At 64.4% G+C, this 23,819-nt stretch carries 19 protein-coding genes; 10 read left to right on the top strand and 9 right to left on the bottom strand.

What is annotated here, in order from left to right; translation table 11 throughout:
- Nucleotides 1-26 precede the first annotated feature (26 nt).
- The 7 genes from CK221_RS05750 to CK221_RS05720 all read left to right on the top strand — a co-directional run bounded on the left by CK221_RS05750 (nt 27) and on the right by CK221_RS05720 (nt 6,470).
- Entirely contained in the window at nt 27-842 is an 816-nt protein-coding gene (locus tag CK221_RS05750) for an ABC transporter ATP-binding protein (protein ID WP_067003385.1), read from the top strand.
- 55 nt (nt 843-897) lie between these two features.
- Nucleotides 898-1,692 (top strand): transporter substrate-binding domain-containing protein, encoded by a 795-nt coding sequence (locus CK221_RS05745; protein ID WP_067324186.1) that lies wholly within the window; start codon nt 898-900, stop codon nt 1,690-1,692.
- Nucleotides 1,693-1,893: 201 nt separating this feature from the next.
- Nucleotides 1,894-2,559, top strand: a complete 666-nt coding sequence (locus tag CK221_RS05740) for an ABC transporter permease subunit (protein ID WP_127247917.1) — start codon at nt 1,894-1,896, stop codon at nt 2,557-2,559.
- Entirely contained in the window at nt 2,559-3,368 is an 810-nt protein-coding gene (locus tag CK221_RS05735) for an ABC transporter permease (protein WP_067003383.1), read from the top strand. Before CK221_RS05740 ends, CK221_RS05735 begins: the two co-directional genes overlap by 1 nt.
- A 125-nt stretch (nt 3,369-3,493) precedes the next feature.
- Entirely contained in the window at nt 3,494-4,495 is a 1,002-nt protein-coding gene (locus CK221_RS05730; RefSeq protein WP_095777003.1) for an Ldh family oxidoreductase, read from the top strand.
- 380 nt (nt 4,496-4,875) lie between these two features.
- Nucleotides 4,876-5,328 carry a DoxX family protein gene (locus CK221_RS05725; protein ID WP_095777002.1) on the top strand — a complete coding sequence of 151 codons (453 nt, stop codon included), beginning with the start codon at nt 4,876-4,878 and terminating at the stop codon, nt 5,326-5,328.
- Between the two features lie 158 nt (nt 5,329-5,486).
- A complete protein-coding gene (locus CK221_RS05720) occupies nt 5,487-6,470 on the top strand; it encodes a complex I NDUFA9 subunit family protein (RefSeq protein WP_095777001.1) in 984 nt (327 codons plus the stop codon).
- Nucleotides 6,471-6,496: 26 nt separating this feature from the next.
- Here the strand turns inward: CK221_RS05720 and CK221_RS05715 are convergent, their stop codons facing one another.
- Complete coding sequence (locus CK221_RS05715) at nt 6,497-7,867, bottom strand: cytochrome P450 (protein WP_067003375.1); 1,371 nt, start codon at nt 7,865-7,867, stop codon at nt 6,497-6,499.
- A gap of 180 nt (nt 7,868-8,047) precedes the next feature.
- On the opposite strand from CK221_RS05715, the gene CK221_RS05710 reads away from it, so the two are divergent.
- The 3 genes from CK221_RS05710 (at nt 8,048) to CK221_RS05700 (ending at nt 12,484) form a co-directional block, all read left to right on the top strand.
- Nucleotides 8,048-8,629, top strand: coding sequence for an NADPH-dependent FMN reductase (locus tag CK221_RS05710; protein WP_095777000.1), 582 nt, complete (start codon nt 8,048-8,050; stop codon nt 8,627-8,629).
- A gap of 247 nt (nt 8,630-8,876) precedes the next feature.
- Nucleotides 8,877-11,348, top strand: a complete 2,472-nt coding sequence (gyrB, locus tag CK221_RS05705) for a DNA topoisomerase (ATP-hydrolyzing) subunit B (protein WP_095776999.1) — start codon at nt 8,877-8,879, stop codon at nt 11,346-11,348.
- Between the two features lie 218 nt (nt 11,349-11,566).
- A complete protein-coding gene (locus tag CK221_RS05700; RefSeq protein ID WP_095776998.1) occupies nt 11,567-12,484 on the top strand; it encodes a hypothetical protein in 918 nt (305 codons plus the stop codon).
- Between the two features lie 77 nt (nt 12,485-12,561).
- Here CK221_RS05700 and CK221_RS05695 read toward each other — a convergent pair whose 3' ends face one another.
- The 8 genes from CK221_RS05695 to CK221_RS05660 all read right to left on the bottom strand — a co-directional run bounded on the left by CK221_RS05695 (nt 12,562) and on the right by CK221_RS05660 (nt 23,753).
- Nucleotides 12,562-13,959 (bottom strand): NAD(P)(+) transhydrogenase (Re/Si-specific) subunit beta, encoded by a 1,398-nt coding sequence (locus CK221_RS05695; protein ID WP_095776997.1) that lies wholly within the window; start codon nt 13,957-13,959, stop codon nt 12,562-12,564.
- Between the two features lies 1 nt (nt 13,960).
- The gene (locus tag CK221_RS05690) at nt 13,961-14,383 is read right to left on the bottom strand and encodes a proton-translocating transhydrogenase family protein (RefSeq protein ID WP_067003367.1); all 423 of its coding nucleotides are present in this window, start codon (nt 14,381-14,383) and stop codon (nt 13,961-13,963) included.
- The gene (locus CK221_RS05685; RefSeq protein ID WP_095776996.1) at nt 14,383-15,651 is read right to left on the bottom strand and encodes a Re/Si-specific NAD(P)(+) transhydrogenase subunit alpha; all 1,269 of its coding nucleotides are present in this window, start codon (nt 15,649-15,651) and stop codon (nt 14,383-14,385) included. The genes CK221_RS05690 and CK221_RS05685 overlap by 1 nt, the downstream gene beginning before the upstream one ends.
- An 86-nt stretch (nt 15,652-15,737) precedes the next feature.
- Nucleotides 15,738-15,962 (bottom strand): aa3-type cytochrome c oxidase subunit IV, encoded by a 225-nt coding sequence (locus tag CK221_RS05680; protein WP_067003362.1) that lies wholly within the window; start codon nt 15,960-15,962, stop codon nt 15,738-15,740.
- A 272-nt stretch (nt 15,963-16,234) separates the two neighbouring features.
- Nucleotides 16,235-16,384 carry a DUF3096 domain-containing protein gene (locus CK221_RS05675; RefSeq protein WP_067003359.1) on the bottom strand — a complete coding sequence of 50 codons (150 nt, stop codon included), beginning with the start codon at nt 16,382-16,384 and terminating at the stop codon, nt 16,235-16,237.
- Nucleotides 16,385-16,533: 149 nt separating this feature from the next.
- Complete coding sequence (locus CK221_RS05670; RefSeq protein WP_245430573.1) at nt 16,534-17,454, bottom strand: hypothetical protein; 921 nt, start codon at nt 17,452-17,454, stop codon at nt 16,534-16,536.
- A gap of 224 nt (nt 17,455-17,678) precedes the next feature.
- Nucleotides 17,679-19,994, bottom strand: coding sequence for an EAL domain-containing protein (locus CK221_RS05665; RefSeq protein WP_067003356.1), 2,316 nt, complete (start codon nt 19,992-19,994; stop codon nt 17,679-17,681).
- 255 nt (nt 19,995-20,249) lie between these two features.
- The gene (locus CK221_RS05660) at nt 20,250-23,753 is read right to left on the bottom strand and encodes an indolepyruvate ferredoxin oxidoreductase family protein (RefSeq protein WP_280952173.1); all 3,504 of its coding nucleotides are present in this window, start codon (nt 23,751-23,753) and stop codon (nt 20,250-20,252) included.
- Nucleotides 23,754-23,819 lie beyond the last annotated feature (66 nt).

The following is a 23,819-nucleotide window of genomic DNA, read 5'->3' as shown; positions in this document are numbered from 1 at the left end:
GCCGTCGCCCCTACAGAGGTTGCCCGGTGAGCGCGGTGGAAGCCGCCGCCGTCCCAGCCGGCCAAGCGCAGAGCGGCGCCGCCGAAGCCATCCATGTCGAGAACCTGCACAAGAAGTTCGGCCAGCTGCATGTGCTGAAGGGCGTTTCGCTGTCGGCGCGCGACGGCGAGGTGATCGCCATCATCGGCGGCTCGGGCTCCGGCAAGTCGACGCTGCTGCGCTGCATCAACTGCCTGGAAAACCCGACCAGCGGCATCATCCGTGTCAATGGCGAGGAGATCAAGCTGAAGGCCGACAGCCACGGCCATACGGTTCCTGCCGACCGCAAGCAGATCGAGCGCATCCGCTCGAGACTCGGCATGGTGTTCCAAAACTTCAACCTGTGGAGCCACATGACGCTGATCGAGAACGTCATCGAGGTTCCGGTGCACGTGCTCGGCGTCAAGCGCGACGAGGCGATCGCCCAGGCCGAGAAGCTGCTCGCCCGGGTCGGGCTGGCGGAGAAGCGCGACGTCTACCCGGCATTCCTGTCGGGCGGCCAGCAGCAGCGCGCCGCGATCGCCAGGGCACTGGCGATCAATCCGCGCGTCATGCTGTTCGACGAGCCGACCTCCGCGCTCGATCCGGAGCTGGTCGGCGAGGTGCTGAAGGTGATCGGCGACCTGGCGCGCGAGGGGCGCACCATGGTGCTGGTGACGCATGAAATGAAATTCGCCCGCGAGGTCGCGACCCATGTCGTCTACCTCTACAACGGGCTGGTCGAGGAAGAAGGCCCGCCGGAACAGCTGTTCGGCGCGCCAAAATCCGAAAGGCTCAAGCAATTCCTCCGCAATGTCGGCTAGGGCCGGCGTCAAGCGGAGCGAAAACCGGGAACGACAACAAACTGGGAGTCCTGAAATGAAGACTGTTCTCAAGACCTTCGCCGCGGCGCTGCTGTTCGGCGTCGCCGCGATGGGCGTGGCCAAGGCCGATCAGGTCAAGATCGGCGTCGCCGCCGAGCCCTATCCGCCATTCACCTCGCCGGACGCGACGGGCAAGTGGGTCGGCTGGGAGATCGATTTCATCGACGCTGTCTGCGCCGAGGAGAAGCTCGACTGCGTCATCACGCCCGTTGCCTGGGACGGCATCATTCCGGCGCTCACCACCAAGAAGATCGACCTTATCGTCTCCTCGATGTCGATCACCGACGAGCGCAAGAAGACGATCGACTTCTCGGATAAGTACTACAACACGCCGACAGCAATCATCGGACCGAAGGATCAGAAGTTCGGCGCCACGCCGGACGATCTCAAAGGCAAGGTGATCGGCGTTCAGGTGTCGACCGTGCATGCCGTCTACGCCAAGAAGCACTTCACCGGCGCGCAGGAGATCAAGGAATACCAGACGCAGGACGAGGCCAACAACGATCTCGCCGCCGGCCGTCTCGATGCGGTGCAGGCCGACTCCATCGCGCTCGGCGAATTCCTCAAGACGGACCAGGGCAAGGCCTGCTGCGATCTGAAGGGCATGGTCGCGCCGGACGACGAGGTGCTGGGGCCGGGCGTCGGCGCCGGCGTGCGCAAGGAAGACACCGCGCTCAAGGAAAAGATCAACGCCGGCATCAAGGCGATCCGCGCCAACGGCAAGTACGATGAGATCTCCAAGAAATACTTCGACTTCGACATCTATGGCGGCGCCACGCAGTCGAACTGACGCCTCCATTTGATATTTGGGGGCATGGCCAGCGCCATGCCCCTTGGCCCAAACCTTGCCACGCAAGCCCGCCGCTGAACGCTGCGGTCGGCGGCTGCCAGCAATTCGGGGGCGAAGCTGATCAATGCCTTTCTTCCGGCCTCGGCGGCCGGCATCATCGAACTCCTGTCGCCCGTGCCGCCCGGCTGGGGCGGCACCCTGCTGGTCGGATTGCTGCATTCGATCGAGATCGCCATCGGCGCCACCTGCCTTGGTCTTTTGATCGGCACCGGCGGCGCCTGGGGCAAGCTTTACGGCGGACCGGTGACGCGCGATCTGCTCGCCGTCTACACCACGGTGGTGCGCGCCGTGCCGGAACTGGTGCTGATCCTGCTGCTCTATTACGCCGGCACCGATCTCATCAATCAGCTGCTGACCGCGATGGGTTACCAGCGCGTCGACATCAGCGGGCTGGCCGCCGGCATCTTTGTCCTTGGCGTCGTGCAGGGCGCCTATTCGACGGAAGTCATCCGCGGCGCCATCCTGTCCATCCCACAAGGCCAGATCGAGGCCGCCCGCGCCTATGGCATGCCGCCCGGCCTGATGTTGAGGCGCATAACATTGCCGGCAATGCTGCCTTTCGCCATTCCCGGCCTTGCCAATCTCTGGCTGATCGCCACCAAGGACACCGCGTTGCTTGCCGTCGTCGGCTTCTTCGAACTGACGCTCGCGACGCGTCAGGCGGCCGGCGTCACCAAGGCCTATCTGGTCTTCTATCTTGCTGCCGGCGCGCTTTATCTGGCGCTGACGCTGTTTTCCAACGTGATCATCGGCCGCGTCGAGGCCTGGTCGCGGCGCGGCATGCCTTCCGTCAAGGAGGCGCGCTGATGTCGGCCGAAGCGACCGCGATCAATATGGCGGCGCGTGCCTCGCTCTGGCTGAAGCCGCACCGCATCGTGCTGATCCTAATCGCGCTGGGATTGGTCCTCTGCGCGGCCTTCTTCATGCGCTGGGACTGGCTGCCGCAATATTGGCAGATGGGGCTGCTCGGCATCTGGCGGTCGCTGTGGATCCTCGTCGTGACCTGCGCGCTGGGCTTTATACTGGCCGTACCGCTTGGGCTGGCGCAGGCCGGTGGGCCGTTCTGGCTCGCCGCACCGGCCAAGATCTTCTGCACCATCATCCGCGGTACGCCGCTGCTGCTGCAACTGTGGCTGCTCTACTACGGGCTTGGATCGCTTTTTCCGCAATATCCATGGATCCGCGAGTCCTGGATGTGGCCCTATCTCAGGCAAGCCTGGCCCTACGGCGTATTGGCGTTGACCTTGTCATTCGCCGGCTATGAAGGCGAGGTGATGCGCGGCGCCTTCGCCGGCGTGCCGAAAGGGCAGCTGGAAGCCGCGCGCGCCTTCGGCATGAGCCGCTTCAAGATCTTCCGCCGCATCTGGCTGCCGCAGGCCTTTTTCCGCGCGCTTCCGACACTGACCGGCGAAACCGTGCTGCAGCTCAAGTCGACGCCGCTGGTGGCGACGATCAGCGTCATCGATATCTTCGCCGTCTCGTCCAAGGTGCGGCAGGACACTTATCTCACCTACGAGCCCTTGCTGCTGCTGGCGCTGATCTACATGACCATCACCGGCATCCTGGTTCTCATCTTCAGCCGCATCGAGGCCCGGATTCCGGTCAAGATCGGTTAGCAGGGGAGTAGGGGAGTAGGGGAATAGGGGAGTGTTCAGCCACGATCCGCATTCACATTTCCATCCCCATTCGCTATTTGCTCCACAATTTCCCCCTACTCCCTTACTCCCTCAGGACGGCTCCGATGCAACTCACTCTCGACCAGGCAACAGGGCTCTGCCGCATGGCGGCGCTCGGCGCCGGCGCCAACGAGGAGGCGACGCAGTCGCTGGTTGCCTCGATCATCGCCGCGCAAGCAGAAGGCCTGTCGGCGGTCGGCCTGTCGCATTTCATCGACTATCTGGAGGCCATCGAGGACGGTCGCATCGACGGCGATGCCGATCCGGTCGTCACCCGGCCGGCGCTGGCCGTCTACCTGTCCGACGCGCGCGGCGGGCTTGCCCATACCGGCTTCGACCGCACTATAGATGACCTCGTCAAGGCGGCGAGGCTGTTCGGCGTCGCCATCTTCTCGCAAAGGAACGCCTATACCTGCGGCGCGCTCGGCTATTTCACCGGACGGCTGGCAGCGCAGGGGCTGGTCTCGTTCGCCGCGACCAACGGGCCGGCGGTGCTTGCAGGCTCGGGCTCGGTCAAGCCGGTCTACTGCACCAACCCGATGTCCTTTGCCGCGCCTGCCGCGGACGGGCCGCCGTTGGTGATCGACCAATCGTCGAGCGCCACCGCCTTCGTCAACATCCGCAAGGCGGCGGAAGACGGCAGGAAGATCCCCGAGGGCTGGGCACTCGATGCCAGCGGCAACCCGACCACCGATCCGGCGGCGGCGATGAAGGGCGCGATGCTCGCCTTCGGCGGCCAGCGCGGCGCCAACATCGCGCTTATGGTCGAGGTGCTGGCGGCGGGGATTTCCGGCGCCAACTGGTCGCTCGACGCACCCTGGTTCTCCGGCGGGCCGGACAGCCCCGGAACCGGGCTCTTCGTGCTCGCTATCGAGCCCAAATTGGTCGATCCGGATTTTGAGCAGCGCATGAAGGACCAGCTCGACCGGCTGCGGCGGCGCTACGGCGTGCACATCCCCGGCCGTGCCCGGGCAGAGGCCGCTGAAAAGGCGACGGCGCGCGGTGTCGATATCCCGAAGGCGGTCGTGCAGCGCATTTCCGAATTCGCCGGACGCTACTCGGCCTGATCGAGGCATCGCCCGGCAACAAGGCGCGCATTTGCTTCGCGCCGCTTTGAACCTTTCTTAGCCCGGCAGCGACCCATCAGCGGCACCCCACATCGCAAGCCGCAAAAGGGTGGCTTGGGTCGCGGCTTGCGATTGGCGGCCGTCGCGCCGGGCGTCCAGGGCCGGGGCGGGCGTGCTTGCTTCACGCCGCCTTGATACCGTCTCAGGTCAGGCCGCCTCGTTGGACCCTGTTTCGGTGCGCTCACTGCCCGGAAAACCCCGCCTCGGCGGGGTTTTCTGTTTCTCACTGCGGCAATAAAACATGCGAAAGTTCGTCAGGTTTATCCTATTTGACGGAGTGGACGCCTTTGCGTCCGTCAAATCAGCAAAAAGGAGACCGCATGTTCGCCAGCACCGACACGTCCAGAACAAGGCTTATCGTTCCGGCCCTAGGCGGAGTCTATGCGACGCTGAACAATGCGGCCGAAACGCTGCTGCGCGCCGTCGCCGGGGCCTTCCTCGCCATTCATGGCTCGCAGAAGATCGTCAATCCGTTTGGCGCCACGGAAATGGTCGAAGGTCTGGGCTTCTATCCTGGCGTCTTCTGGTCGCCGCTGCTCGCCTGCACCGAATTCTTCGGTGGCATTTTGATTGCCATCGGCCTCGTCACCCGCCCGGCCGCTTTCGCCGGCCTGATCGTGCTTCTGGTCACGGTATGGTTCCACTGGGTCACCATGGGCCAGGGCTTTTCGGGCGCGGAAAAGTCGCTGCTTTGGGCGGCAATCCTCGCCTTCTTCGTCATCCGAGGCGGCAACCGGCATTCGGTCGACGCGCGTATCGGCAAGGCGTTCTGAGCGGCTTTTACCCTGACGCAATTCGGCACGGAAAACCGCTCCACACTTTCCTGGAATTGCTCAAAAACAAGGCGGCGGCGACCTCCGGTCGCTCTTTGCCTTTGACGCGAAACGGATTAAGAAGCGGCTCAGCCAAGCTTTTGCGCGCGGAGCCAGCCATGACCGAAATCCTGCAGACCCCCAAGCTCGTCGTCGTGTTCGGCGGCTCGGGATTCGTCGGCCGTCATGTCGTTCGCGCGCTCGCCAAGCGCGGCTATCGCATCCGGGTCGCCTGCCGGCGGCCCGACCTTGCCGGCCATGTGCAGCCGCTCGGCAATGTCGGCCAGATCCAGCCGGTGCAGGCCAATGTGCGCGTGCGCTGGTCGGTCGACCGCGCCGTTCAGGGCGCCGACCACGTCGTCAACCTCGTCGCCATACTGCATGAGAGCGGCCGGCAGAAATTCGGCTCCGTGCACGAGTTCGGCGCGCGCGCCGTCGCCGAGGCCGCGCGATCGGTCGGCGCCGGCCTCACCCATATATCGGCGCTCGGCGCCGACCTCAACTCGCCGTCGGGATATGCCCGCACCAAGGCTCTCGGCGAGAAAGCAGTGTTCGAGACGGTGCCCGACGCCGTCGTCTTGCGGCCCTCGATCAATTTCGGACCCGAGGACGCCTTCTTCAACCGCTTCGCCAACATGGCGCGCTTCTCGCCCGTGCTGCCGCTGATCGGCGGCGGGGAGACGAAATTCCAGCCGATCTATGTCGGCGACGTCGCCGAGGCGGTGGCACGCTCGGTCGACGGCAAGGTCGAGCGTGGCCAGACCTATGAGCTCGGCGGCCCGCAGGTGCTGACCTTCAAGGAATGCATGCAGGAGCTGCTCGCCGTTATCGACCGCAGACGCCTCCTGGTGCCGGTGCCGTGGTGGGTGGCCAATATCCAAGCCTCGATCCTGCAGCTGTTGCCCAATCCGCTGCTGACCAAGGACCAGGTGCTGCAGCTGCGCGAGCACAACGTCGTCTCCGAAGCCGCCGCCAAGGCGAACAGAACGATCAATGGCCTCGGCATCCAGCCGCAGGCGATCGCCGCGATCCTGCCGAGCTATCTCTGGCGCTTCCGCGCCGCCGGCCAGTTCCAGCAGCGCCGGCCGATCGCCGACCGGTAGACTGTTCCCGATCGGGACCGTTCCAATCAGGCGCGGCGGGAAATCTGCATCGGCAGGCCGCCCTGCGGCTGCGTGGTCAGCTTCTGCACCGGCCATGGCCGAGTTTGTGACGTTACGTCGAAACGGAAGCGCGACAACAGGATGGCCAAAGCAATGATCGCCTCCTGCATGGCGAAGCTGGCGCCGATGCAGACGCGCGGCCCGGCGCCGAAAGGCAGATACTGGAAGCGGTCGATCCGTTCGCGGTTCTCCGGATGGAAGCGCTCCGGCATGAAGGCGTCCGGCCTGTCCCATAGCTTGCGATGGCGATGCACCACCCAGGGCATCACCAGCACGGCGGCGTATCTCGGGATATAGAGGCCGTTCCAGGTCTCCGGCTCGATCGGCTCGCGATTGATCGAGGGCGCCGGCGGATAAAGCCTCAGCGCTTCCTCGAAGGCGGCGCGGGTGAGCGGCATGGCGTCCAGCCACCTTGTCGGATCGGGCTCGCGCGCCAGCACCGCATCGATCTCCTGCTCGACCTTGTCGCGCTCCCAAGGCGCTTCGGCGAGACAGTAGATCGTCCAGCCGAGCGCGCGCGCCGTGGTCTCGTGCCCGGCGCCGATGAAGGTGATGATGTTGTCCTCGACTTCGGCGCGGGTCAGGCCGTCCGGCCCCTCGGCTTTCAGGAGTAGCGTCAGGAAATCCTGCGGCACGCCGTCGGGATCGCGCTTCAGCCGCTGCTCGCGCATTTTCACCGTGTTGGCAACGATGTTGCGGAAATAGGCCATGGTCTTGCGGCCGCGGATGCGGGTCAGCCGCGGCAGCCATTCCGGGGCGCGCAACAGGTCGAGCGGATCGACCCGGCCCATGGTCTCGAACAGGCGGTCGATCTCCTTGGCGAAGCTGCCGGGCTCGCCGGCGATCTCGCCGGAAAACAGCGTCTCGGCCAGGATGTCATAGGTGAGCATCGTCATGTCGCGGGCGACGTCGGTCGTACCGCCGGCCTCGTAGCGGGTGGCGAATTCCAGCGTGCGCTTCAGCATCGGCTCGGCGAAACCGAAGATGTGGCGCGGCGTGAACACCGGCGCCATCGCCTTGCGCGAGCGCTTCCACACCTCTCCCTCGGCGGTGAGCAAGCCGTCTCGCAGGATCGGGCGCAGGATCAGCTGGCGCACCGTCGCCATCTTGTAGTTCCTGGCGTTGTCGACCAGCACGTGGCGGATGAGGCCGGGATCGTTGGCGATGACCAGCGGCCCGCCGATACCGGTCACCGAGATCCAGGGCTCGTTGTAGGTATGCTCGCCCCACAGCTCGAGCGGGTTGCGGTAGACGATGCGCATCATCTCCAGCGTCGAGGGCGGCTGGGTGCGCGGCTTCGGCGCAGGCGGCACGAAGGGGGCGGGCTTTGTGTCCATCGGATGCTCCGCTACGACGGCAAATGTAATGCGCGGCAAAGCGGGCGTCCATGTGACCGAACGGAAAGCCCATGGAGAGACCGCCTCGCCTGAATGTGAACGGCGCCCTTCGATGGCTGCTTGTTGACGGTGACCGGTTCCTTTAGTCGCCAACGGATACCGTCAATCGAGGAGCCACCCGTGAAGCACCAGTTGAGCATCATCATCGGCAGCACGCGACCGGGACGGGCCGGACCGATCTTCGCCGAGTGGCTGGAGGGGTTCGCGCGCGAGCACGGCAAGTTCGAGCCGGCGCTCGCCGACATTGCCGCCTTCAAGCTGCCGCTGCTCGACGAGCCGCATCATCCGCGCCTGCGCAAATACGAGAACGACCACACCAAGGCCTGGTCGACGGCGATCGACGCCGCCGACGCCTTCGTCTTCGTGGCGCCGGAATACAATTACTTCGCCGCTCCGGCGATTGTTAACGCCGTCGACTATCTGCTCAAGGAGTGGCGCTACAAGCCCGCCGCCATCTTCAGCTATGGCGGGGTGTCCGGCGGCCTGCGCGCGGCACAGGCGCTGAAGCCGCTGCTGACCTCCGTCGGCGTCATGCCGATCCCGGAAGGCGTGGCGCTGCCTTCCTACAGGACCTTGCTCGACAAGGAGGGCGCGTATCATCCGAGCGAGCAGGTGCTGGGCGGCGCCAAGGCCATGCTGGACGAGTTGTTCCGCTGGAGCGAGGCGCTGAAGGCGCTGCGCGCCGGCCTCCGGGCGGAATAGCAGACGCCCCGATGTGACTGTTGCAAGGCCGCGCTCGGGCGCGGCTTTCACGCCGGCATAGCCCGCTGCCCGCACCGCGCTTCCCGGTGTATCGCGCCCGGCCTGCCAACGGCCGCTCGCCAAGCCGGCAAAACGCCTGCAAACCTTGGAAAAACGGCCATTTGCGCCTATATCTAGGACATCAAAACGGCGCGATTCGGGACCATTTTTCCGCGCCGGATCAGCGACATCAATCAGACAGGTATTTATGAGCGATCAGACCGAAAGCGCCATTGGCGCGGAAGCCGAGTATGGCGCCGATTCTATCAAGGTTTTGAAGGGGTTGGATGCCGTCCGCAAGCGGCCGGGCATGTATATCGGCGACACCGACGACGGCTCGGGCCTGCATCACATGGTCTATGAGGTGGTGGACAACGCCATCGACGAGGCGCTGGCCGGGCATGCCGACCTCGTCTCGGTGACGCTCAACCCCGACGGCTCGGTGACCGTCATCGACAATGGCCGCGGGATTCCGACCGATATCCATCCCAGCGAGGGCGTCTCGGCGGCCGAAGTGATCATGACCCAGCTGCATGCCGGCGGCAAATTCGACCAGAACTCCTACAAGGTTTCGGGCGGCCTGCACGGCGTCGGCGTCTCGGTGGTCAACGCTCTTTCGGCATGGCTCAAGCTCAAGATCCGTCGCAACGGCGAAATCTTCGAGATGAGCTTCACGCACGGCAATGCCGACGCTCCGCTGAAGGTGACCGGCACCTACGAGCAGGACAAGCGACCGGGGACCTATGAAGGCCGCAGCGGCAGCGAGATCACCTTCTTCCCGTCGGCCGAAACCTTCACCATGGTCGAATTCGACTACAACACGCTCGAGCACCGGCTGCGCGAGCTCGCCTTCCTCAATTCCGGCGTGCGCATCGTGCTGACCGACGCGCGCCATGCCGACCTCGTGCGCCACGAATTGCATTATGACGGCGGCCTAGAGGAATTCGTGAAATATCTCGACCGGGTGAAGAAGCCGCTGATCGAGAAGCCGATCGCCATTCGCGCCGAGCGCGACGGCATCACCGTCGAGGTGGCGATGTGGTGGAACGACAGCTACCACGAGAATGTGCTGGCCTTCACCAACAACATCCCGCAGCGCGACGGCGGCACGCATTTGGCCGGATTCCGCGCCGCGCTGACCAGGCAGATCACCGGCTATGGCGAGTCCTCCGGCCAGACCAAGAAGGAAAAGGTTTCGCTGACCGGCGACGACTGCCGCGAAGGCCTGACGGCCGTTCTGTCGGTCAAGGTTCCGGATCCGAAATTCTCCTCGCAGACCAAGGACAAGCTGGTCTCCTCGGAAGTCCGGCCGGTGGTGGAAAGCCTGGTCAACGAGGCGCTGGGCACCTGGCTGGAAGAGCATCCAACCGAAGGCAAGGTGGTGGTGGAGAAGGTGATCCAGGCGGCCGCCGCGCGCGAAGCCGCGCGCAAGGCGCGCGACATAACCCGCAAGAGCACGCTCGGCGTCACCTCGCTGCCCGGCAAGCTTGCCGACTGCCAAGAGCGCGATCCCGCGAAATCGGAAATCTTCATCGTCGAGGGCGATTCGGCCGGCGGCTCGGCCAAGGGCGGGCGCTCGCGCCAGAACCAGGCGATCCTGCCGCTGCGGGGCAAGATCCTGAATGTCGAGCGGGCGCGCTTCGACCGCATGCTCAGCTCCGACATGATCGGCACGCTGATCACGGCGCTCGGCACCTCGATCGGCAAGGACGAGTTCAACGCCGACAAGCTGCGCTACCACAAGATCATCCTGATGACGGACGCCGACGTCGACGGCGCCCATATCCGCACGCTGCTGCTCACCTTCTTCTTCCGGCAGATGCCGGAGCTGATCGAGCGCGGCCATCTCTACATCGCCCAGCCGCCGCTCTACAAAGTGACGCGAGGCAAGAGCTCGCAATATCTCAAGGACGAAAGCGCCTATGAGGAATATCTGATCGAGTCCGGGCTGGAAGAGGCTTCACTGACGCTCGCCTCCGGCGAGGTGCGGACCGGACAGGACCTGCGCGGCGCGGTCGACGACGCGTTGGCGGTGCGGCACCTGATCAACGGGCTGCACACGCGCTACAACCGCAGTGTCGTCGAGCAGGCGGCGATCGCCGGCGCGCTCAACGCCGACGTGCTCGCCGATCTCGGCCGCGCCACCGCCATGGCCGAACACGTCGCCAGGCGGCTCGACATGATCGCCGAGGAGACCGAGCGCGGCTGGAGCGGACGGCTGTCGACCTCCAATGACGGGTCGGGCGGCTATGTCTTCGAACGCACCGTGCGCGGCGTCAAGGACGCGGTCCAGCTCGATGCCGGGCTGATCAATTCGGCCGATGCGCGCCAGCTGGACCGCTATGCAGCGCGTCTGGCGGAAGTCTATGGCGAGCAGCCGACGCTGCGCCGCAAGGAGACTTCCGAGCTCCTTTCCGGACCGCTGGCGCTGCTCAACGCGGTGTTCGCGGCGGGCCGCAAGGGACTGACCATGCAGCGCTACAAGGGTCTTGGCGAGATGAATGCCGAACAGCTCTGGGAAACCACGCTGGATCCGAATGTGCGCTCGCTGCTTCAGGTCAAGGTGGCCGACGCGACCGACGCCGACAGCTTGTTCTCACGGCTGATGGGCGACGAGGTGGAGCCGCGGCGCGAGTTCATCCAGGACAATGCGCTGTCGGTGGCCAATCTGGATATTTGAGGACCGTGCCAATCGGCCCTCTCAGCCTGCCGTCGGTCCGCCGTCCGTGGCGGATGGGGTGATCCGACCGGAACAGAAGGTCTCCTGAAACATTGTGACAGATCGATCACAACTTGTTTCAGGAGGTTTCGATGGGCCGCGGTATCTTGCTCTGGTTGCTCGGGGTTCCGATTCCGATCATCATTCTCATTATGCTTTTTGCCCGCTAGGAGGCTTCGATGCAGCCCACCCTATCGGCAACCGATGCTCCCGGTACGCTAGAATCCTCCGCCACCGCCGTCAGTTGGGGGCCGATCATCGCTGGCGCTTTCGCAGCCTCGGCTTTGACTCTCATCCTTACCTTGCTCGGCTCCGGACTCGGGCTGACGATGGTTTCGCCCTGGTCCGCGTCAAATCCTTCGGTCACCACCTTCGCGGCTACCACCGGCGCCTGGTTGATCGTCGTGCAATGGCTGTCGGCGGGCCTAGGCGGTTATCTTGCCGGGCGGTTGCGGACCAAATGGGTTGGCGTCCACACTGACGAGGTCTATTTCCGCGACACCACCCACGGCTTCCTTGCCTGGGCGCTGGCCACGTTGCTTGTCGCCGGTGTTCTCGGCTCGGTCCTGTCGGCTGCAGTTGGGACGGGCGTGCAGGCGGCATCCACTGTCGCGTCGGGCGCCGCGATGGGTGCCTCGGCAGGCGCGTCGGCAAACGCCAACGGCGCCTCGGTCGACAATGCGACATCGTATTTCGTCGACACGCTGTTCCGTCCGGCGGATGCGAGCAAGCTTGCAGCCGCCAATCCGCAGAACGACGCGGCGACCACGGCGCAAGCGTCTCGCATCCTGGTCGCAAGTGCCGCCTCCGGTGAGGTGTCGGCCGACGACAAGACCTACCTGGCGCAGCTTGTGACTGCCCGCACAGGCCTTCCGGAAGCCGACGCAAAGGCCCGTGTCGATGCGGTGCTTGCAAAGGTGGAGGAGGCTAAGACCAAGGCCAAGCAGGCGGCAGACACGGCCAGGAAGGCAACGGCCTCATTTGCCCTGATCGGCGCCTTGGCATTGGTCATCGGCGCATTCATCGCCAGCGCTGCCGCAGCTCTCGGCGGCAAGCAGCGCGACGAAGACGAGGCGCTTTTCCTGTCCAAAGGCTAAACTGAGCCATCCGGTGATTTGAAAGACAAAGCCCGGCTCACGGCCGGGCTTTTCGGTCTTTGAGATGGCGAGCCGGATCAGTGATCGAAGGCCTTGACGATTTCCTCGGTCATCTTCTTGGCGTCGCCGAGCAGCATCATGGTGCCGTCCTTATAGAACAGCGTGTTGTCGATGCCGGCATAGCCCGAACCCAGCGAGCGCTTGACGAAGAGACAGGTGCGGGCCTTGTCGACGTCGAGGATCGGCATGCCGTAGATCGGGCTGCTCTTGTCATCTCGCGCGGACGGGTTGGTGACGTCGTTGGCGCCGATGACATAGGCGACATCCGCCTGGGCGAATTCGGAGTTGATATCCTCCAACTCGAACACCTCGTCATAGGGCACATTGGCCTCGGCGAGCAGCACGTTCATGTGGCCGGGCATGCGGCCGGCGACCGGATGGATGGCGTATTTTACCTCGACGCCATTGGCCTTGAGCTTGTCGGCCATCTCGCGCAGCGCGTGCTGGGCCTGGGCCACCGCCATGCCATAGCCCGGCACGATGATGACCTTCTGCGCGTTCATCATCAGATAGGCTGCGTCGTCGGCCGAGCCCTGCTTGACGGTGCGCTCGATGCCGTCGTCGGCAGCCGCAGCCGTCTCGCCACCGAAGCCGCCGAGGATGACGGAGATGAAGGAGCGGTTCATGCCCTTGCACATGATGTAGGACAGGATCGCACCGGAAGAGCCGACCAGCGCACCGGTGATGATCAGCGCCAGATTGCCGAGCGTGAAGCCGAGCGCCGCCGCCGCCCAACCGGAATAGGAATTCAGCATCGACACCACGACCGGCATGTCGGCGCCGCCGATCGGGATGATCAGAAGCACGCCGAGCACCAGCGAGGCGGCGACGATCAGCCAGAAGATTAGCTTGGATTCGGTGGTGACGAGCAGCACGATCAGCACTACCAGGGCTACGCCAAGCGCGATGTTGATCAGGTGGCGGCCGCCGATCATGATCGGCTTGCCGGACATGCGACCGTCGAGCTTGAGGAAGGCGATGACCGAGCCGGTGAAAGTGATTGCACCGATGGCGACGCCGAGGCTCATCTCGATGAGCGCCTGGGCATGGATGTCGCCGGCCGTGCCGATGCCGAAGCTTTCCGGCGCGTAGGTTGCTGCCGCTGCCACCATGACGGCAGCGAAACCGACGAGCGAGTGGAAGGCGGCGACCAGCTGCGGCATCGAGGTCATGGCGATGCGGCGCGCCACATAGGCGCCGACGCCGCCGCCGATGGCAAGCCCCAGCACGATCAGGCCGAAGCGGCCAGCCGAGGGCAGCGCCAGCGCCAGCGTGGTGGCGATGGCAATGCCCATGCCGATCATGCCGTAGAGATTGCCCTGGCGGCTGGTGGTCGGATGCGACAGGCCGCGCAGCGCCAGGATGAACAGGATGCCGGAGACCAGATAGAGGAAGGAAGCGAGATTGACGGTCACGTCACTTTTCCTTCTTCTTGTACATGGCGAGCATGCGCTGGGTGACGAGGAAGCCGCCGAAGATGTTGACCGACACCAGCACCAGGGCGATGAAGCCGAAGCCCGCCGCAAGGCCGGAGGCCGCGATGCCGACGGCGAGCAGCGCGCCGACGACGATGACCGAGGAGATGGCGTTGGTGACGGCCATCAGCGGCGTGTGCAGCGCCGGCGTCACCGACCAGACGACATAATAGCCGACGAAGATCGCCAGCACGAAGATGGCGAACCGGAAGACAAAGGGATCGATGGCGCCGCCCGAGAGCGCGTGCGCCGCGTTGCCGGCAGCCTCGGCGCCGGCGGGCGCATTGGCGAGATCCTGCACCGCGAGGCGTACGGCAGCCGTCGCCTGATCGAGCTGGTCGAGGGCTTTCTGCAGCTGTTCCATCACGCGGTCCCTTCTGGCTTAGGCGAGGGTGACTTGGCTGCGGCCCTCCTCCTGGGCGCCGGTTTCTTGTCGGCGGCATCCGCGACCAGGACCGTGGCCGGGATCGCAGCCGGCTCGGTGCGCGGCTGCCCGGCGGCCTTGGCGAAACTGGGGTGCACGATTTGGCCGGCATCGGTCAGCATCGTCGCCTTGACCAACTCGTCATCGCGCTTGATGGCAAGGGTCTTCGTCGCCTTGTCGACCATCGTCTCGAGGAAGGCGTAGAGGTTCTTGGCGTAGAGAAGCGAAGCGGATGCAGCGACACGACCGGGCACATTGAGATGGCCGACGATCTTGACGCCGTTTTCCGTCGTCACGACCCTGCCGGGCACCGCGCCTTCGACATTGCCGCCGCGCTCGACGGCGAGGTCGACGATCACCGAACCCGGCTTCATCGAAGCGACCATGGCGGCCGACACCAGCTTCGGCGCCGGACGGCCGGGGATCAGCGCCGTGGTGATGACGATATCCTGCTTGGCGATGTGCTCTGCGGTCAGTGCCGCCTGCTTGGCCTGATATTCCTTCGACATTTCCTTGGCGTAGCCGCCGGCGGTCTCCGCCGCCTTGAACTCCTCGTCCTCGACCGCCAGGAACTTTGCGCCGAGCGACTGCACCTGCTCCTTCACCGCCGGACGCACGTCGGTGGCGGTGACGACGGCGCCGAGACGGCGCGCGGTGGCGATCGCCTGCAGACCGGCGACGCCGACACCCATGATGAAGGTTTTTGCTGCCGGCACCGTGCCCGCCGCCGTCATCATCATCGGCAGCGCGCGGTCATATTCGGCCGCCGCATCGACCACCGCCTGGTAGCCGGCCAGATTGGCCTGCGAGGAGAGTACGTCCATCACCTGCGCGCGGGTGATGCGCGGCATGAACTCCATCGAGAAGGCGGTGATGCCGGCACTGGCCATCGCGGCAAGCGCCGCATCGTTGCCGTAAGGATCCATGATGGCGATGACGGCCGCGCCCGATTTGTAGCCCTTGAGCTCGGCATCGGTCGGCCGGCGCACCTTCAGCACCACATCGGCGTTCTTGGCGTCCCCGGCAGTTCCAATCGTGCCGCCGGCGGTGGCAAATTCCTGATCGGTGATGCGCGAGCCCAGGCCGGCGCCCTTCTCGACGATCACCTCGAAGCCCAGGCCGGCCAGCCTTTTCACCGTCTCGGGCGAGGCCGCGATTCTCGGCTCGTTCGCGTCAAGCTCACGAGGGATGAATACCGTCTGCCCCACCGCATGATCCTTTCGGCTGGAACCTTGCTGCGCAAGGCGTCGGCCGGGACCTCCGGCGAAACGTCGAACGCAATGGCTTGGAAAGTCTACCGCAGAATGAAATAGCCGACGGCCATGATCACGATGAACAGGATGGTCGCCGAGAAGAAGCCGCCCGCGAAGAAGCCGAAGGCCATGGCCAGCAGAATGGCAGCGCAGACGAGCGAGCCGTATTTGGCGAGCGTGAGAAATGCGTTGTAGGTGCGATCATGCTCGGCATAGTCCATCTGCGCGCCCAGTTCGACAGGACCGGTCGGCGTGTGATCAGCCATAGGAATACCCCTTCGAAAATGCCTTCGAGGCACATAGCGAAAAGCCGGAGCAAGAGCAATGGCGCTATTGCCGCACGGCCGGCGACAACAGCCTCAAACGAAAGTTGAAATGGGCGGAAGCTAAAATTGCGATGGGAGGCCCTCGCCGTGGCGAGGGGCGTCGTAGGCCTTTAAAGCGCGTCGCGCTGAATCGGATTCAGGCGAGACGCTTCAAAGCTCTTTTTGATGGGTGCCGTTGCCCAGAACCGCTGCACGGTTCCGGGCGAGATGCATTAGGCGGCGAGGTGCGGAAACAGGCCGAGCAGGCCGACCACGATCAGATAGAGCGCGACGATGTAATTGAGCAGGCGCGGCATCACCAGGATCAATATGCCGGCGATCAGCGAGATCAGGGGCGTGAGCGCAAGCGAGTGGATGGTCATAATAATCGTACTCCTTCCCGTGAAAAACCCGATTTGAGCCGGCGACAAGCCTGGGGGGCAAGAATGCGGCGCCGCCGATGATCAGTGACGCCGGTACTCGTAACGCGGGAGCGGCGGGGAAGGTTCACGAGGCGCGGAAGGACGCCCGTTCAGGCGGCATCGCGATAGTATTTGGCCGTCGGTACGATCGACAGCGGGGTGAGCCGGTTGATGGCCGGATTGGCGAACATCATCCGCTGCTCCACCGGCGTCGACTTGAAGAAAGGGAAGCGGTCGAGCGTCTGGCGCAAGTTTTCACCACAGGGGATCTCGAACAAGGCGATCGGCGCAAGGACACCCGGAAACACCTTGCCTTCTGTCCGCTGCACGGCATGGAAGATGCGGGCGTAGTAGGCGGAATGTTCGACCTTGACCGGCGTCAGCACGGCCGTCTGGCCAAAATAGCTGGAAGCCACCATGCCGAGCCTCAGCGTCAGGAAAGGCAGGACTCCGGGCGCGGGCGCGCTATCCGCGTCGGTTGCGAACCGGGTTCCGTCTATGAAGGTTTCTCCGCGGGCAAGCCGCTCGGCCAAGATTTCCGGATAGGCGTCGACAGAGGGCGAATAGGGGTGCTCGCGGGAAATGTAATGGAGCCGCAGCGTGCTGACCAAGTGGCCATCGAAATAGACGCCGAACCGGTAGGAATTCGGCAGGTTGTCCCAGCGATCCTCGAACATCCCGCTGGCGATCGGGCCGCACATGCCTGAGCGCAGGTAGGACTGATAGCGAAGACGGTAGATCGCCTCCAGATCTTCGCCCCCCGTGATCAGACGATAATCGACATGCTCCAGCAATTGCATGATCGAACGATTCAGCGCCGAGCCAGCATTTGCGCCGGCGCCAGCCTGCGCATCGTTTCTTGCAGCATCCATTCTCAAGTCCTCGTATCCGCCTGTAAACAGGCTATTCGAGTCAAAATGAGACACAAGCCGAAAATTCGAAACTGCTGGTTTACCATCCGTTAACCTTAACAATGCGCCGGAAAGGGTTGCATGGAAAAGTCGACCTGGCGCCCGGACCTTGGCTCGCATCCGATATCAAAGAGTACACAGCTGCCAGAACTGATAGGACTGGGCCGCCGCAGCTGACAGCAATATAGGACATCTGGCCAAAATACTCGGCTGTATTGAATTGCTTAGAGAAAACAATTGCGAGCTGTTGAACCTGAAAAACTCGGGTGAAAACCTTCCGATTTGGCGAAAATGGCTGCGTAGCCAAAGCAACGCGCATTCTCAATCCTGCTTGATGAAATTCCCTACCTGGCCGACCGTCTGGGGGCGAGGCGCAGGTCCGCGGCGAACGGCCAGGTGACGTTCGACATCGTCTCGATGCCGGACGCGCTGAGCGCGGCGCCGAACAGGAAGCCTTGCACGAGGTCCGGCTTGACCGAACGCACCAATATCTTCAGCTGCTCGAAAGTCTCCACCCCTTCGATCGTGACGACCAGGCCCAGCGTCCGGGTCAAGCCGACGATACCCTTCAGAAGATCGAGCGACTGGGGGCTCTGGGTCACGTCGATGAGGAAGGAGCGGTCAATCTTGATCTTGTCGAGCGGCAGCTTGTGCAGGTAGCTGAGGCTGGAATAGCCGGTGCCGAAGTCGTCGAGCGCGATGCGGACGCCCAGCGCTTTCAGCTCTTCGATCAGCTCGCGGGTCAGCGATTTGTCGTCGAGCAGGGCAGTCTCCGTCACCTCGATCTCGAGCCGGTGCGGCGCAAGGCCCGACGCCGCCAGGGCATCACGCACCTTCTGCACGACGTCGCGGTTGCGGAAGTCCTTGGCCGACAGGTTGATCGAAACGCTGGTCTGGGCCGGCCATTTGGCGCATTCGGCGCAGGCCGCCTGCAGCACGAAAGAGCTGATCTCGGAGATGATGCCCATCTCCTCGGCCAGCGGAATGAAGACGCCCGGCGAAATCGGGCCGAGATCGGGATGATCCCAGCGGCAGAGCGCCTCGCAGCTGGCGATGCGCATGGTGCTCATCGACACGATCGGCTGGTAGACGACGCGCAACTCCTTGGCTTGCACGGCGCTGCGCAGATCGGCCTTCATCAGCTGGCGATTGCGGAAGGCGGCGTCCATCGATGCCTCGAACAGCCGCCAGCTGTTCTTGCCGAGCTCCTTGGCTTTGTAGAGCGCGAGGTCCGCCTTGACGATCATGCCGTCAACGTCGGTGTCCTTGACCACGGACAACACCGCGCCGCCGCTGGTCTGGATGCGCAGGCCGTGACCGGCGACGTCGACTTCGCCCTGCAGGCCGGCGAAGATCTCGTCGAGCAGGCTGCTGAGATGGCTCTCATCCTCGATGCGGTCGAAATAGATCATGAATTCGTCGCCGCCGAAGCGGCTGACATTGATGCCCGGCCCGGCGACCGCTGCCAGCCGCTCGGCTACGGCGTAGATCAAACCGTCGCCGACCGGGTGGCCGAGCGTGTCGTTGACGCTCTTGAAATCATCAAGGTCGAGCACCGCCAGGCCGCAGAGCCGGTCGCGGTCGCCGGACGCCATGGCCTCGCCGACCAGCTCGTGAAAATAGGCACGGTTCGGCAGGCCGGTGAGGTTGTCGTAGCGCGCCATGAAACGGATCTTTTCCTCCGCCTCGACGCGGGCCGTGACGTCCTCGAAGGTGATGACGCCGAGTTCCTGGCTGCCTTCGCGCGCGGAGAACTCGTAGTGCTGGCCATTGGCGAGCGACACGAGCACCTTGCGGTCCCGGCCCTCGCGCAAGGCGCGCGTCAGCTGCGCCTCGATGTAGCGGCAATCCTTCGGTGCCAGCATGCCGCCGGCGACGCCGCGCATCAGAAGGCCGTGGATCGAGCGCCCGAGCAGCGCGTCGGCCGATTTCAGCGACATCAGATGGGCGGCCTCGGCATTGGCGACGGCGACGCGCCCGTCGGGGCCGAGCATGACCAGGCCGTGCGACATCGTGTTGAGCGCGCGGTCGAACCTGCGCGTCAGGTTTCTCGCCTGCTTGTGGCCGATGACCGCCGAGAACAGCACGTTGCGGACATGATCGGCGCCGGTGATGGTGATGAACGTCATCGGGATGATCATCAGGCCGAGGACGACGGAGGGCGCATCCATGCGCAGCAGGAGCGCGAGAGCCGCCGGACCGATGAAGGTCACGGAAAAGATCCGCACCATACGCGGCGACCCATAGTTGCGGGCGACAACGGTGACCAGGGTCGCCAGCGTCAGCGACATTGCCGCCAGCTCGGCGAACGGTTCGGGATATATGTAGATCGACACGAAACACAGCGCGCCCAATCCGAGACCCTGAAGGCAGCCCTTCAGGATGTAGCTGCGCTCCAACCGCTGCGCGTGTTCGACATCGGCAATCGCGCCGCCTGTCCTCAGGAAGCCGCGAATGCCGAAGTAACGGATAAGGCTGACGGAAAGCAGGGCAAAAGAAAACGCCAGGAACAGGGGATTGTGGGTGCGCAGATAGATCATGAATCCGAGGATCCAGTAGCACGCGCCACCGATCAACAACATGTGCGCGTTGTCGAACAACGACCGCACAAATTGGATATAAACATCCGCGGGGATGCTTTCGGTCTTTGTTTTGCCCATAGGGTCGGCCCAACGCTAAGCCTTGTCATGACACAACCGCCTTAAGAAAGGCTTAGAACAGAACCGTCTTGAGCAGCGGCTTCGGTCTGCCCGCCAAGGGCGCAAAGGACCTAACGCATGTCACCCACAAGTGCGCAGCGGTTTTTGGGAGAACGACCTGCATCGAACAAAGGCCTAAAGCGCCTCGCCTGGATCCATTTCGACGCGAGGCACTTTAGGCCGACCGACGAAAACTTCGGGATTGGTCTGGCGCAATCACTCGGCAGCGCTGAGAACGGGCACCGGAGCGGCCTCGGTCAGCCGCTGCAGCAGCCCGGAGCGCTCTTCGGCCGCCTTGGCGGCGCTGGCCTGCCGGACATGGCCATAGCCGCGGATGAGCGCCGGAACGGAGGCCAGAGCGGCGGCGGCCTCGACCTTGCCCGGCGCAAGTGCTGCGGCGATCAGATCGAGATCGGCCTCGTATTGCGCAAGCAGTTGCCGCTCGGCGCGCCGTTCGGCGGTATGGCCGAACAGGTCGAACGCGGTGCCGCGCAGGCCTCTCATGACAGCAAGCAGGCGAAATGCCTTCATCATCCACGGGCCGAAACTCGATTTCCTCGGCTTGCCGTCATTGCCGCGCCGCCCGAGGATCGGCGGCGCGAGGTGAAATTCCAGCTTTTCGTAGCTTTGGAACTGCCTTGCGAGATCGGCGGCGAAGCTGTCGTCGGTGTAAAGCCGGGCCACCTCGTACTCGTCCTTGATCGCCATCAGCTTGAAGAGGTTTTTCGCGGCCGCCTCGGTGACGGCCGTTGAGCCGGGAACCGCTCTCGCCTCGGCTGCGCGCAGGGCCGCGATCCTGTTGGAATAGCGCTTGCCATAGGCGGCGTTCTGGTAGGCGGTGAGGAAAGCCACCCGCCGGGCGACAATGTCGTCGAGCGTTTCGGGTGCCGACGCCGGCTTGCCGGTACGACCGACCAGGCCGCGCACGAAATCCGGCTGGTGCGCGGCGCGACGGCCCCAGCGGAAGGCGGCGATGTTCATCACCACCGCTTCGCCGTTCAATTCTATCGCTTTTTCAACGGCTTCGGCCGAGAGCGGCAGCCCGCCATGCTGGAAGGCGAAGCCGAGCATGAACATGTTGGCGCCGAGCGAATTGCCGAACAGCGCGGTCGCCGTGCGGGTGGCATCGAAGAAGTGGGCCTTGTCGTCGCCGGCGGCGGCACGGATCGCCTTCTTCAGCCGCTCGACCGGCAGCGAAAAATCGGCGGAACGGGTGAATTCGCCGGGCATGATCTCGGCGGTGTTGGCGAGGAACATGGTATGGCCCTCGCGCACCGCGGCGAGCACCTTTTTGGCGCCGGAGACGACGAGGTCGCAGCCAAGCACAAGATCGGCCTTGCCAGCGGAAACGCGGATGGCGTGGATGTCCTCGGGCGTCGGGGCGATGCGGACATGGGTGAAGACCGAGCCGCCCTTCTGGGCAAGGCCCGCCATGTCGATCATGCCGCAGCCCTTGCCCTCGATATGGGCAGTCATGCCCAGCACCGCGCCGATGGTGACGACGCCGGTGCCGCCGACACCGTCGATGATCGCCGCCCAGCCCTGAGATCCGAGTGGAAATTCGGCGGGTGACGGCACGCCTTCGAGCGGATCGCTCTTGCCGGCAATCCCCTCGGCCTTCCTGATCTTGCCGCCATGCACCGTCACGAAAGAGGGGCAGAAGCCGTTGAGGCAGGAAAAATCCTTGTTGCAGCTCGACTGGTCGATCCGGCGCTTGCGGCCGAATTCGGTCTCGACCGGCTGGATCGAGACGCAGTTCGACTGCACGCCGCAATCGCCGCAGCCTTCGCAGACCAGCTCGTTGATGAAGACGCGCTTGTCGGGATCGGGGAAGGTGCCGCGCTTGCGGCGCCGGCGCTTTTCCGCGGCGCAGGTCTGGTCATAGAGAAGCACCGACACGCCCTTGACCTCGCGCAGCTCGCGCTGGACGAGGTCGAGGTCGTCGCGGTGATGGATCGTGGCGCCGGGCGGGAAATCGGCCTTGCCGGCATATTTGGCCGGCTCGTCGGTGACGACGGCGATGCGCTCGACGCCCTCCGCGCGCACCTGTCTGGCGATCATATCGACGGTGAGGCCACCTTCGTGCGGCTGGCCGCCGGTCATGGCGACTGCGTCATTGTAGAGGATCTTGTAGGTGATGTTGGCGCCTGAGGAGAGCGCAAAGCGGATCGCCAGCGCGCCGGAGTGGTTGTAGGTGCCGTCGCCGAGATTCTGGAAGATATGGCCGCGCTTGGAGAACGGCGCCTGGCCGACCCATTGCGCGCCCTCGCCGCCCATGGCGGTGAAGCCGACCGTGTTCCGGTCCATCCACAGCGCCATGAAGTGGCAGCCGATGCCGGCGGCGGCAAGCGAGCCCTCCGGCACCTTGGTCGAGGAATTGTGCGGGCAGCCCGAGCAGAAGAACGGCGTGCGCGAACCGATGTCGACGGTATCGGCGAGCATCGCCTGGAACTGGCGCAGCTTCGCCACCCGCGCCGCGATCTCCTCCAAGGGGCCGATGGTGCGCAGGATACGCTCGCCGAGCGCGATCGCGATCTCGTTCGGGTCGAGCGCGCCCTTGGCCGGAAACAGCCAGTCCCCGCGCTCGTCCTTCTTGCCGACGATGGCAGGCTGAATAGCGGAACCGTAGAGGTTCTCGCGCAACTGGACCTCGATCAACGAGCGCTTCTCCTCGACGACGACGATGGTGTCGAGGCCGCGGGCGAAGTCGGCGATATGCTGATAATCGAGCGGCCAGGGGCAGCCGACCTTGAACAGGCGGATGCCTATGCGATTGGCCGCATTTTCGTCGATCCCGATATCCTCCAGCGCCTGGCGGACGTCGAGATAGCTCTTGCCTATGGTGATGATGCCGAGCTTCGGGTTGCTGCCGCCCGAATAGACGGTCCGATTGAGCCCGTTGGCCTGGATGAAGGCGGAAGCGGCGGCGCGCTTGTGCTCATGCAGGCGCTCCTCCTGGCCGAGCATGTCGATCTCGTGGCGGATGTTCAAACCGCCGGGCGGCATGTCGAAATCAGGAATGACGATGTTCAGCCGCGCGATCGAGGCGTCGACCGAAGCGGTCGATTCGATGTTGTCCTTGACGCATTTGATCGCCGCCCAGGTGCCGGCGAAACGCGACATGGCGAAGCCAAGGAGACCGTAGTCTATGATCTCCTGGACGCCGGCGGGGTTGAGGATCGGCACCATGGTGTCGACGAACAGGAATTCGGTGGCATGTGCGTTCGTCGAGGATTCGGCCATGTGGTCGTCGCCCATCAGGGCGAGAACGCCGCCATTTCTCGACGAGCCGGCGAGATTGGCGTGGCGGAAAACATCGCCGGAGCGGTCGACGCCCGGCCCCTTGCCGTACCAGACGGCAAAGACGCTGTCATGGGTGCCTTCGCCGAGCAGCTCGGTCTGCTGCGAGCCCCAGCAGGCGGTGGCGGCGAGCTCTTCGTTGAGGCCCGGCTGAAAGACGATGTCGGCCTGCGCAAGCTGCCGCTTCGCCTTCCACAGCTGCATGTCGAGGCCGCCCAGCGGCGAGCCGCGATAGCCGGAGACGAAGCCTGCGGTGTTGAGGCCGGCGCGGCGGTCGCGCTCGCGCTGCATCAAAAGCATGCGCACGACGGCTTGCGCCCCGGACAGGAAAACGCGCTCCTTGCCAAGGTCGAACTTGTCGTCGAGCGCGACGTCATGCAGCGTCATCAGGCATGTCCTCTGCGGAGGCGCGCCGCGGATCGGCGGCCAACGTCGGAGTGAGACGCCGCAGTCTTTCTTCCCTTGCGGGACAGGTCAAACGAAATC

The sequence above is a fragment of the Mesorhizobium sp. WSM3868 genome (assembly GCF_002294785.1).
Lineage (GTDB): Bacteria > Pseudomonadota > Alphaproteobacteria > Rhizobiales > Rhizobiaceae > Mesorhizobium.
Note: the sequence above shows the minus strand (reverse complement) of the source record. Positions and strands in the feature narration are given on the sequence as shown.